At 70.9% G+C, this 11,645-nt stretch carries 8 protein-coding genes; 4 read left to right on the top strand and 4 right to left on the bottom strand.

Annotation, left to right across the window (positions count from 1 at the left end):
• Positions 1-255 precede the first annotated feature (255 nt).
• Positions 256-1,136 (top strand): IS5 family transposase gene (locus ACFPLC_RS23225; RefSeq protein ID WP_417281639.1). Its coding sequence is split into 2 segments (ribosomal slippage): positions 256-649 and positions 649-1,136, totalling 882 coding nucleotides; the frame shifts between segments, so codons are not numbered across the junction.
• Between the two features lie 296 nt (positions 1,137-1,432).
• Entirely contained in the window at positions 1,433-2,185 is a 753-nt protein-coding gene (locus ACFPLC_RS23220) for a GAF and ANTAR domain-containing protein (RefSeq protein WP_378207605.1), read from the top strand.
• A gap of 463 nt (positions 2,186-2,648) precedes the next feature.
• Here ACFPLC_RS23220 and ACFPLC_RS23215 read toward each other — a convergent pair whose 3' ends face one another.
• The gene (locus ACFPLC_RS23215) at positions 2,649-4,580 is read right to left on the bottom strand and encodes a potassium transporter Kup (RefSeq protein ID WP_378207602.1); all 1,932 of its coding nucleotides are present in this window, start codon (positions 4,578-4,580) and stop codon (positions 2,649-2,651) included.
• A gap of 162 nt (positions 4,581-4,742) precedes the next feature.
• Between ACFPLC_RS23215 and ACFPLC_RS23210 the strand changes: the two genes are divergently transcribed.
• Positions 4,743-5,057, top strand: coding sequence for a hypothetical protein (locus tag ACFPLC_RS23210; protein WP_378235910.1), 315 nt, complete (start codon positions 4,743-4,745; stop codon positions 5,055-5,057).
• Between the two features lie 6 nt (positions 5,058-5,063).
• Here ACFPLC_RS23210 and ACFPLC_RS23205 read toward each other — a convergent pair whose 3' ends face one another.
• Complete coding sequence (locus ACFPLC_RS23205) at positions 5,064-6,620, bottom strand: Na+/H+ antiporter (protein ID WP_378207599.1); 1,557 nt, start codon at positions 6,618-6,620, stop codon at positions 5,064-5,066.
• A 123-nt stretch (positions 6,621-6,743) separates the two neighbouring features.
• Between ACFPLC_RS23205 and ACFPLC_RS23200 the strand changes: the two genes are divergently transcribed.
• Positions 6,744-9,869 (top strand): ATP-binding protein, encoded by a 3,126-nt coding sequence (locus tag ACFPLC_RS23200; protein ID WP_378207596.1) that lies wholly within the window; start codon positions 6,744-6,746, stop codon positions 9,867-9,869.
• On the opposite strand, the gene ACFPLC_RS23195 is transcribed toward ACFPLC_RS23200, so the two are convergent.
• Positions 9,847-10,626 (bottom strand): ABC transporter permease, encoded by a 780-nt coding sequence (locus tag ACFPLC_RS23195; protein ID WP_378207594.1) that lies wholly within the window; start codon positions 10,624-10,626, stop codon positions 9,847-9,849. The two genes, ACFPLC_RS23200 and ACFPLC_RS23195, sit on opposite strands and share 23 nt — an antisense overlap.
• Positions 10,623-11,570, bottom strand: a complete 948-nt coding sequence (locus ACFPLC_RS23190; protein WP_378207591.1) for an ATP-binding cassette domain-containing protein — start codon at positions 11,568-11,570, stop codon at positions 10,623-10,625. Before ACFPLC_RS23190 ends, ACFPLC_RS23195 begins: the two co-directional genes overlap by 4 nt.
• Between the last annotated feature and the right edge of the window lie 75 nt (positions 11,571-11,645).

Below are 11,645 nucleotides of genomic sequence, written 5' to 3'. Positions count from 1 at the left end.
GGGCATCCACACAAAGGTGTTCGGAGCCGGCGGCCCGCCAGGTCGGTGCAGCTTGATCACGGAAGTCGACCCTGTCGGCCCCTCGGTTTGGAGCCGACAGGGTCTAGGGCCTGTATCGAAGTCGGCTCGGGCAGTTGAGCTGGAGTCGGCTGGGTTGGGCGTGTTGGTGACCGGAAATGGGTGAGGTCTCCGGTAGTTGGTTCGTCGACCAAGAAGAACCTAAGTACTACCGGAGACCTCGTGGACACCTTAGCGGTGGCGGGGCGGTTCGACCTGACTGACGAGCAGTGGGCGGTGCTGGAGCCGTTGCTGCCGGTGCCGTCGCGGCCGGGTCGGCCGTCGTTGTGGAGCAGACGGCAGTTGATCGATGGGATCCGGTGGCGGGTGCGCACCGGTGCGCCGTGGCGGGACATGCCCGAGGTTTATGGGTCGTGGGCGGCGGTTTATGGGTTGTTTCGGCGGTGGCAGCGGGCGGGGGTCTGGCAGCGGATTTTGACCGCGTTGCAGGCTCTGGCCGAAGCCCAGGGGCGGATCACGTGGGATGTCAGCGTGGATTCCACGATCGCGCGGGCTCATCAGCATGCCGCGGGGGCGCGGAAAAGGGGGATCTGCAGGTCGAGCCGCCGGGCGGGGTCACCGTCGAGCCGGAGGATCATGCGTTGGGCCGGTCTCGCGGTGGCCTGACCACGAAGCTGCATCTGGGCTGTGAGCAGGGCCAGAAGCCGTTGTCGATCGTGCTGACCGCCGGGCAGCGCGGCGACAGCCCGCAGTTCATCCCCGTCCTGGCCGGGATCCGGGTGCCTCGGCTGACCGGTGGTGGGCGGCCGCGGACGCGTCCGGACCGGGTCCTGGCGGACAAGGCTTACACCTCAAAAGCCAACCGGGCTCACCTGCGCGGACGTGGGATCAAGGCGACCATTCCGAGCAAGGCTGATCAGGACGCGCACCGCAAGGCCAAGGGGTCGAAGGGCGGCCGGCCACCGGCCTTCGACCCCGAAACCTACAAACAGCGGCACGCCGTGGAATGCGGCATCAACCGGCTCAAACGCCACCGTGGCGTGGCCACCCGCTACGACAAACTCGCCGTCCGCTACGAAGCCACCGTGCACGTCGCCGCGATCAACGAATGGCTCTGACCCACTTCGATACAGGCCCTAGATCCGAAGGAGCCCGTACGGGAGATCCGGATCCATCAACCCGTTACCCTCGAGTCCACCCACCGAAACACATGTCATGGACCGTAGTGGTTTGCCGTCATGGACGGCGCCCGCCTGCCAGATGATCATCCCGATGAACTGGCCCGTGACGCGTGTCAGGGCATCGTGCCGGCGACCCCGGTGGTGGCCCCGGGCATCGGCGCACGTGGGGTTAGATTGGTGACGACGATGGTTGAGCAGGCAGCCATCCTTCGTGAGTCATCAGGAGGATGGGCATGACCGGTGCGCGTGATCGGCAGGTCGACAATTCTCTGGCTGCGCAGTTCGCCCAGCTGACGGCTACGTTGCTGGCCGCTCCCTCGGTCAAGGACGTGCTTCAGCGGGTCCTGGACGCCACCACCGTGATGGTCCCGGCCGCCGACGTCGCCAGCTTCACTCTGCTCGACCCCGACGGCGGCTTCCACACCCCCGCCCAAACGCAGGACCTGGCCACCGACCTGGACGTGCTGCAGTACCGCTTCCGTGAGGGCCCCTGCGTCGCGGCGGCCGTCCCGGACGGCCCCGCGGTGGCCATCTGCCCGGATCTGGCCCACGAGCCGCGCTGGCCACGGTGGGCTCCGGCCGCGATCGGCCTGGGCATCCGCTCCGTCATCGCCACCGCCCTGCTGCCCGGCGCGCCAAGCGGCAGTTCCGTCGGCGCTCTCAACGTGTTCTCGAAAACCGCCGGCGGCCTGGGCGACGCCGACCGGGACGTTCTCCTGCTGCTGGCCACACACGCGTCGCTGGCCCTGGCCACCACCGACGCCGTCACCCGCGCCGAACTCCAGGCCGCACACCTGCGCAGAGCGATCGAAAGCCGCGATGTCATCGGCCAGGCCAAGGGCATCATCATGGCCCGCCGCGGCGTCTCGGCGGAAACAGCCTTTGACGTCCTGCGGCGCACTTCGCAGGACCTCAACGTCAAGCTGGCCGACGTGGCATCGACGCTGGCGACCCGCCACACCGAAATCGACCTGCCGACTCGCTGACTCGCGGCCGGTTCGGCCGACCGGGGCTGTCGCATACCGTCGACGGTCGGTCGCGCACACCGACGCTGCCACCGGCGTGTTAACGCCTACCCTCGCGGCCAGCGCGGTGAGCACGGACGGGCCTCCCACGCGGTGATTCACGCGGGCCGGATCGGAGACGCGTACGCCAGGTACACACGTAACCCGGTGATCGTCGCCGCCACCGCGAGCGCCGGCCCCGGCGCCGGCTGCCACTGCGGCACATCCGGCATCAAGATCGTCGAATAACCGCTGTCAGCCAGAACCCGAGATGGATCGATGATGTACCGCTACCGGTTCATCGCCGAAGTCCCCCGACACCCAACGCCACGACACTCGCTCGAGGCGTGATCTCGCCTCGGGCGGCGTCCGGCAACAATCCGGGTACTTCGCGGTCCATGACGGCGTGGACAGGGACAAGAGCCACAGAAGGCGCGGTCGTGGCTCACAGGTCGATGTGGGAGCCCATGATGACCGTGCGATCGCGGGGCAGGCCGAAGTACTCAGCGGCGTCCGCGGTGATGTAGGAGGTGGCGATGAACAGCCGTTTGCGCCAGCCCGCCATGGTCGGTTCCGGGCCGCGCTGCAGCTCGATCTTGGACAGGAAGTAGGACGCCTCGTCCAGTTGCAGCCGCCCCTCGGTCTGGGCCGGGTCGAGCCGGGCCAGCGCGCCCGGGACGTCCGGTGTCTCCATGTAGCCGTAGCGGGCGGTGACGAAGACGATGCCGTCGTCGGTGTGGCCCAGGTCTTCGACGGTCGCCCTCTGCTCGACCGGCACCCGCGGCACCGGCTCGGTCTCCAGGGACAGGATGACGACCTGGTCGTGCCGCACGTGGTTGTGCTCGGCGTTCGCCCGCAGCGCCAGCGGGGCGGTCTGCCCGCCGCGGTTGAGGAAGACGGCCGTGCCGGGGACCCGCTGCACCGGCGTTCCGCGCAGGTTCTCGATGAACTCCGGGAGCGGACCCTCACGGCGTTCCCGCTCGGCGGTGACGATCCGCCGGCCGCGCTGCCAGGTCGTCATGATCGTGAACGCCGTCAGGCCGATCAGCAGCGGCAGCCACGCTCCGTGCACCAGCTTGGTCAGGTTGGCCGCGACGAACAGCAGGTCCACGAGCAGCAGCACGGACGCGCCGAGGCCGATCAGCCACGCCGGGGTGCCCCACCGCGACCGCGCGATGTAGAGGAACAGCAGCGTCGTGATCGTGATCGTGCCGGTCACCGCCATGCCGAACGCGAACGCCAGCGCCGCCGAACTGCGGAACGCGAACACCAGCGTGAGCACCGAAACCATGAGCAGCCAGTTGATCCACGGGACGTAGATCTGGCCCCGCTCGGTCTCCGAGGTGTGGGCGATGCGCAGCCGGGGCAGGTAGCCGAGCTGGGCGGCCTGGGCGGCGACCGAGTAGGCGCCGGTGATCACCGCCTGGGACGCGATCACTGTCGCCGCCGTGGCGAGCACCACCAGCGGCAGCCGCGCCCAGGAGGGGACGAGCAGGAAGAACGGGCTGCTGATGTTCGCCGGGTTGTCGAGGATCAGCGCGCCTTGGCCGAGGTAGCTGAGCACGCACGCGGGCAGCACCAGCAGCAGCCAGCCGCGGGTGATCGCCCGCCGGCCGAAGTGGCCCATGTCGGCGTACAGGGCCTCGGCGCCGGTGACCGAGAGCACGACCGCCGCCAGTGCGAAGAACGCGATATCGAAGTGGCCGGCCATGAATCCGATGGCGTAGGTCGGCGAGAGCGCCTTGAGGATGTCGGGGTGCCCGGCGACGCCGGCCACGCCGAACGCGCCGATCGTCACGAACCAGGCGATCATGACCGGCCCGAACACCCGGCCGACGGCGGCGGTACCGCGTCGCTGCACGAGGAACAGGCCGACGATGATCACGGCGGTGATCGGGACGATCCAGTCGTCGAGGCCGCCGGAGACGACCTTCAAGCCCTCCACCGCGGACAGCACGGAGATCGCCGGGGTGATCATGCTGTCACCGAAGAACAGTGCGGCGCCGAAAATGCCGAGACCGGCTAGTACGACGGCCACGCGCTTGCCGCGTTGCGCGCCCCAGCGGCGCAGCAGGGTGATGAGGGCCATGATGCCGCCCTCGCCGTCGTTGTCGGCGCGCATGGCCAGCAGCACGTACGTGACGGTCACGATGATCATCACCGACCAGAAGATCAATGACACAACGCCGAAGACGTTGTCCGGGTTCACCGGCACCGGGTGCGGGTCGGCGGGGTTGAACACCGTCTGCAGGGTGTAGATCGGGCTGGTGCCGATGTCGCCGAAGACGACGCCGAGCGCGCCGATCATGAGCCCGAGGCGCACGACGTCGCGCGCGGGCGACGTCGTGGGTGTCTCGGCGGTCGTCGCCTGGCTCACGCGCTTCCCCTTGCCTCGGCAGTCACGTCGCGAACCCTACCGGTCCACTGTGGCCGGACGCCGGTCATCGCGGCGGGTTCGAGGCAGGCTTTAGGCGTATTTACGAAAGTTTAGCGCCGATGGCCGCGAACGTACCGAATCGAAGGAATCACCCAGTCGAAGTTGAGTTTGTATTCCCGGCCGAACGTTTTCGGCGTCCACAACCGTGGATCGTCGGCGTTCCACACCCGGCCCGGATCCGTTCGGCAGTGGATGAGCGCCAGTCGCGCGGCACCCCGGCCGCGTGGGGCGACCCGTGGTCAAGACGGCGTCAAGGTTCGCCCGACAGGCTCGCCCGGCTGGCAGACCAGGTCCATCCTCTGTTCCATAAGTGATTTCTGGTGGGCGCTGACGTTGATGGGCAGCTTCGCACTGGTCGCCATTCTCCTGCGGCTCGCCGGCACGTGGCTCGAAACCCACGACGACGATCCCCGGTGAGTCCACTCAGTCCTCCAGCCCCGCGTACTCCAGGTCAAGCAGCCGCTGGATGCGCCGCCGGGTGCCGTCGGTGATCTCGCCCGCCTCGAACAGCCGCAGCAGCTCGGCCGCCTCGATGTCGATCAGCTCCCGCTTCAAGGCGCGGTAGTCGATTCCGCGCACCCAGTCCGCCGCCTGCTCGCCGGTGTCGCCGCGGATGTGGTCCAGCCGCGCCTGCCAGCCCGCCCGCAGCTGGTCGACCACGAACGTCGGCGCCGATTCGCTCTCAGCCAGGTGATCCAGATGGGAAAGACCGGCTTCGGCGAGCTTCCGGCGCGCGGCGCCGTACTCGGTGCGCAAGTCGGCCGGGTCGAGAGCAATCCCCGCCCGGCGGACCAGGGGCGCCAGGGTGAAGCCCTGGACCACCAGCGTCAGCACGATCACCGCAGTGGTGAGCAGGAGGACGAGGTCGCGCGCGGGCAGCTCGGAACCGTCCAAAGTGGCCACCGGCAGCGACAGCGCTGCCGCCAGGGGCACCACGCCCCGCGCACCCGCCCAGGAGACGACCGCGGGTACCTGCCAGGAGATCCGGCCGTCCTGCCGCCGTTGCCGCAGCGCCGAGAGCACGAACACCAGCAGCAGCCGCGCGAGCACCAGCGTCGCCGCGATGGCCAGCGCCTGCAGCAGCCACCACGGTCCGCCGCCGGCCACCCGCCGTACCAGCGCGGGAAGCTGAAGTCCGATCAGGCCGAACACGACGCTCTCCAGCAGGAACACCACCGTCTGGTACACCGCGCCGACCTGCAGCCGGATCCGCGCCGTCGTCAGCCGCTCGGCCTGGGTCCCGAGGATCACACTGGCCACCACGACCGCCGTCACTCCCGATCCGCCCACCGACTCCGCGACCACATAGCCTGCATACGGCGTGACCAGGGAGATCACTGTCTCCAGGACTGGGTCCTCGGTGTGCCGCCGGATCACGAACGCGCCGAGCGCGGTCAGCACCCCGACCGCCACCCCGCCGCCGGCGAGCACGCCGAACTCCGTGAGCGTCCGGCCCCACGACGCGGCCCCGCCGGCGACAGCCAAGAAGAGCGCCACCCGGAACAGCAACAGGCTGGTCGCGTCGTTAAACAGGCTTTCGGCCTGGATCAGCGCCTGCACCCGCGGCGGCAGCGCCAGCCGCCTCGCCAGCGCAGTCACCGCGACCGGATCGGTGCTCGCCAGCACCGCGCCCAGCACGAACGCCATTCCGACCGGCAAGGGCGTCACCGCGACCGCGACCCCGATCACCGCCGCGGCCGACAGCAGCACCAGCCCGACCGACAACACCGCGACCGGACGCCCGACGGCCCGCAGGTCCCGCCACGGCAGCTCCTCCCCCGCCGCGAACAGCAGCGGCGGGAGCACGACCAAGCTGATCACCTCCGGCGTCACTTGCACGACCGGGACGCCGGGCAGCAGCCCCACGACGACCCCGACGACGACCAGCAGTGACGGCGCCGGAATCCGCAGCCGCCGGGCGAACGTGGCCACCACGGTCGCCACGACCACGAGGAACAGGACGGTTTCCACCCCGCGCATGAGCCGGTCCTCCCGATCCGAAATCCGGATGCCGACCAGACTTCCCGGCGCGCCGGGATCAGCCTACGCGACGCGCCCGCACGACCGGAGCCGCCGAGGTCGCACCCCCACTAGCCTGAGGCGGTGACAATCGCGCTGGTCCTGCTGCCGCGGGTGGCCTACCGCGGCCGGGAGATCACCAGCCCCCGTCTGGGCGGGTTGCTCGCCCTGCTCGCCGAGGACCTCCGAGCGGGGACGAGTACCGCCCGCCTGATCGAAGGGCTCTGGCCGGACGAGCAACCGGAACACCCGGCCAAAGCCCTGCAGGTGCTCGTGTCCCGCGCTCGAGCCCAGCTCGGCCACGACGTCATCGAAGCCACCCCGTCCGGCTACCGGCTCGCCCTGGCCGACGATCAGGTCGACGCCGCCGCCCTCGTACTCAGCGCGGCGGCCTGTGCTCGGCTCTGCCGCGACGGCGACCACGAAGCCGCGCTCGCCCACGCCGAGGCGGGCCTGGCGCTCTGGACGGCACACGACGAGCCGGGCAGCACCGATCCGCTCGGCGCGCTGCGGGCGGCCCGCGCGTCGACCAGTCGATGGCTGGTCCGGGCTCGCGCCCTGTGCCGCTCGCGGCTGGGCCGGGCGGACGAGGCCGTCGACGAACTCGCCGAGCTGGCGGCCGAACGACCGCGCGACGAGGAACTGCTCCTGGAACTGCTGCGCAGCGAAGCTGCGACGGCCGGGCCCACCGCCGCGCTGGCCCGCTACGAGGACTACCGGCGCAGGGTGCGCGAGGAGTTCGGCAGCGATCCCGGTCTCGCGCTGCGCGAGCTGCACCAGCAGCTCCTGCAGGGCGAGGCACCGGCGGTCCGCCACGGCGTCGCCCACGAGCCGAACCCGCTGCTCGGCCGGGACACCGACCTCGCCGCCGTCGCCAGGCTGCTGCGGACGTCCCGGGTCACGTCGATCGTCGGCGCGGGCGGACTGGGCAAGACCCGGCTGGCCCACGCCGTGAGCCGCCAGGCCGAGCAGCGGATCGTGCACTTCGTGCCGCTCGCCGGCATCACCCACGACGACGAGGTCGCCGCCGAAGTCGCCTCGGCAATCAGTGGTGCCGACGCGGGAGGGCCGCCGGGTAGCCGCCCGGCGGCCCCGCGCGACGCCGTGACCGCCATCCTCGACGCGCTCGGCCCCGGCCCGGCCCTCCTGGTGCTCGACAACTGCGAACACGTCGTCCGCGGCGCCGCCGACCTGGTCCGGGCACTGGTCGCGCTCAACGCCGACCTGCGGGTGCTCACCACCAGCCGAACCCCGCTCGACCTCTCCTCCGAGTCGGTCCACCCGCTGCCGGAGCTGACCCCGGCGACCGCCGCCGAGCTGTTCCGGCAACGGGCCCGCGCCGTCCGCCCGGACGGCCACCTGCCGGACGAGGCCGTCCGGGAGCTGTGCGCGCACCTCGACGGCCTGCCGCTCGCGATCGAGCTGGCCGCGGCCCGCAGCCGGGTCATGTCGGTCCCCGAGATCGCCCGTCACCTCGACGACCGGTTCGCGCTGCTGCGCGGCGGCGCCCGCGACGCCCCGGCGCGTCACCACACGCTGCATGCCGTCATCGACTGGAGCTGGACCCTCCTCGACCAGCGGGGACAGGCCGCCATGCGCGCACTGTCGGTCTTTCCCGACGGCTTCACCGCCGACGCCGCCCGGCACCTGCTCGGCAACGACGCGGCCGACCTGCTCGACCAGCTCGCCGGCCACTCGCTGCTCAAGGTCCAGGACACCCCGGCGGGCACGCGCTTCCGGATGCTGGAAACGATCCGCGAATTCAGCGCCGCCCGCCGCGATGAGGCCGGCGAGACCGAAAAGGCCACCACCGGCTTCCTGACCTGGGCAGCGGACTTCGCCCTGGCCCACCACGAATCCCTCTTCGCCGCCGACCTCGTCCCGGCCATGCGCCGGGTCGGCGCGGAGCAGGACAACCTGGTGCACGCCCTGCGGCACGGCATCGACCACGAGGACGGCGTGACCGTGGCGGCCACCGCCGCCGTCCTGGCCGGACTCTGGACCTTCGAGTCGAACTTCGGCCGCATGGCCGCACTCGTCGAAGACACCGCCTGGCTGCTTTCGCACTACCGCCCAGACCCGGGCCTCGTGGACGCGACCCGGGCGGCGCTGGTGCTGAGCGCGGTGAACAGCTTCCTGCTGCAGGGCCCCCGCCCGACCCGCGCCCTGGCCGGCCTTCGCCGTCTCCCGCCCGCCGCATCCGGCACCCTGGTCCACGCCGCCGAGACCGTGCTCCGCACCGTGGCCGCGCCGGACTTCGAGCCGTTGTTCGCCCTGTGCGACAACGACAACCCGCTCATCGCCGGACTGGCCGAGGGCGTCGCCAGCTACGCGTGGTCGGCGCTCGACCATCCCGAACGCGCACTGGCCGCGGCGGAGCGCATGGTCGCCGTCTTCGACGACCGAGAGTCGCCGTGGCTGCGTGCCGTCGCGCACGCCCGAGTGGGAGAACTCTGCCTGGAATTGGAGCGCGGGGAAGAAGCACGGCGGTCGATCAACACAGTGCTCGCGGTGCTCGACGAGACCGACACCTGGCCCGGCGCCGCCCGCCTCCGGGGCGCTCTGGTGCTGGCCAACCTCCAGGTCGGCGCGATCGACGAAGCGGAACACTGGCTGGAACAGGCCATGCTGACCGGCGGCAGCGAAGTCGCCGGAGCGTCCATGGTGGACGTCGGCGCGCGCGCCGAAATCCAGCTCGCCCGCGGTGACGCCGAGATGGGCCTGCGCCTGTGGCGGCAGGCCGCCGAACGACTCCGATCCATCAAGGACACAGGTCCGGGCGCCGACGGCTGGATGTGGGAGACCCAGGCCGTCACCGTGATCGCCCACGCCCACCACGAACGCCTCGACCTCGTCACTGAGATCACCAACGACCTCCCCCGCGCGCTGCCCCGCCTGCTCGACGATCCGGGGACGTCGGTCCCGGTCTGCGGTGCCCTGCTGCTGGCCTTGGCCCTGACCGACCTCGACCGCGCGCAGACGCCCGGCGAGCGCGTCGCTGCCTTGCGGATGATCGCGCTCGCCGAGCGGTTCCGGTACGTGCGGGGCTTCCACCCGACGATGTCCTCGGCCCGCATCCGCGCCCTGGCCGAGCAGGCCGACGGGCCGGCCTACACCGCCGCACAGGCGGAATACGCCGGCCTCCGCCGCGACGAGCTGCGAGCAGCCGCGATAGCGGTCCTGGCCGTCAGGCCGCGGGATCGCGCCTGAACAACGCCCGCGCCCAGACGTACCCCGCCACGGCGAACCCGGCGCACCAGGCCACGGCGATCCACCCAGTGTTCCCGACCGGCGTGCCCAGCATCAAGCCGCGCAGGGTGTCGATGATCGGCGTGAACGGCTCGTTGCGCGCGAACCAGCGCATCGCGCCCGACATCGTGTCCGTGGGCACGAACGCGCTGCTGAGGAACGGCAGCACCTGCACGAACAAGATGAACAGGTTCGCGCCTTCGGCGTTCTTCGCCGCCAACCCGACGGCGACCGCCAGCCAGGTGAGCGCCAACGCCAGCAGGAGGACCATCCCGAGCGTGGCGAGCCAGCCGCCCGGGCCCGCCACGGGGCGAAACCCGAGCAGCAGAGCCACCCCGACAACCAGCGCCGTGCTTACCACCGTGCGGAGCACCGCACCGAGGACATGCCCGGTCAGCACCGACACCCGCGCGATCGCCATCGTCCGGAACCGCGAGATGATCCCCTCGGTCTTGTCCCGGTTCACCGCCAGCGCCGTCATCGACGCGCCGTACCCGACGGTCATCAGCAGGATTCCCGACACCAGGTAGTCGACGTATGCCCCACCACCCGGCCGGGTGGCGAACCCCGCGTTCAAGGCGCCGCCGAACACCTCGACAAACAGCAGCAAGAGCAGCACCGGCATCCCGAGCGACATGATCATCATCCCGGGATACCTGCGCAAGTGCTTCAGGTTGCGCCGCAGCATGGTCGCCGAGTCGCGCACTGCGTAGCTCATCGGACGGTCTCCTTCTCGGCGGTGGCGTGGCCCGTCAATGCGAAGAAGACGTCGTCGAGATCCGGAGTGTGCACCGACAGGTTCTCCACGTCGATCCCCGCGCCGTCCAGCCGGTCGAGCAGCCCGCGCAACGAGCGAACCCCGCCGTCGCCCGGCACCGACAGCGTGAACGCGGACTCGTCCCGCGTCCCTTCCCCGAGTGCCCGGGCGGCGGTGTCGAGGCTTGCGGCGTCGGCGAACTGCAGCCGGACGTGGCCGCCGGCGACCCGCCGCTTGAGCTCGTCCGGCGTCCCTTCGGCGACCACTCGTCCGTGGTCGAGCACCGCGACTCGGCCGGCCAGTTCGTCGGCCTCTTCCAGGTACTGCGTCGTCAGGAACACGGTGACGCCGCCGGCAACGAGGTCCCGGATGATTTCCCACATCGCGTGCCGGCTGCGCGGATCGAGCCCGGTGGTCGGCTCGTCGAGGAAGAGCACGCGCGGCTCGCCGGTGAGGGTCATCGCCAGGTCGAGCCGGCGCCGCATCCCGCCGGAGTAGGCCGACACAAGTTTGCCCGCGGATTCGACGAGGTCGAACCGCTCGAGCAGCTCGGCCGCCTTCCGCCGGCCTTCGGTCCGGCCGAGGTGGTGCAGGTCGGCCATCAGCAGCAGGTTCTCCTCGCCGGTTAGGAGGTTGTCGACCGCCGAGAACTGCCCGGTGACGCCGATCGCCGCGCGGACCCCGTCCGGGTCGGCGGCCACGTCGTGCCCCGCGACCGAGGCCCGTCCGCCGTCTGCGCGGATCAGGGTGGACAGGATCCGCACGGCGGTCGTCTTGCCCGCGCCGTTGGGCCCGAGCAGGGCGAAGATCGTGCCTGCGGTGACCTGCAGGTCGATGCCGTCGAGCACGACCTGGTCGCCGAAGGATTTGCGCAGCCCGCTGGCCGCTATCGCCGGGGTGGTCACGGTTCTCCTCTCGTCCGCCGCGACCTCGGCGGCCGCGGCTGTGGCGAGAGTGCGTGAGGCCGGTTTCAGCCTGGT

It is taken from the genome of Amycolatopsis plumensis (genome assembly GCF_042652605.1).
GTDB lineage: Bacteria > Actinomycetota > Actinomycetes > Mycobacteriales > Pseudonocardiaceae > Amycolatopsis > Amycolatopsis plumensis.
This window is presented reverse-complemented; position numbering and strand designations above follow the sequence as displayed.

Bases quoted from the DNA above. Each gene is read 5' to 3' on its own strand.
- ACFPLC_RS23220 (WP_378207605.1), top strand. From the start codon at position 1,433: ATGACCGGTGCGCGTGATCGGCAGGTCGACAATTCTCTGGCTGCGCAG.
- ACFPLC_RS23205 (WP_378207599.1), bottom strand. From the start codon at position 6,620: ATGCGCGGGGTGGAAACCGTCCTGTTCCTCGTGGTCGTGGCGACCGTG.
- ACFPLC_RS23195 (WP_378207594.1), bottom strand. From the start codon at position 10,626: ATGAGCTACGCAGTGCGCGACTCGGCGACCATGCTGCGGCGCAACCTG.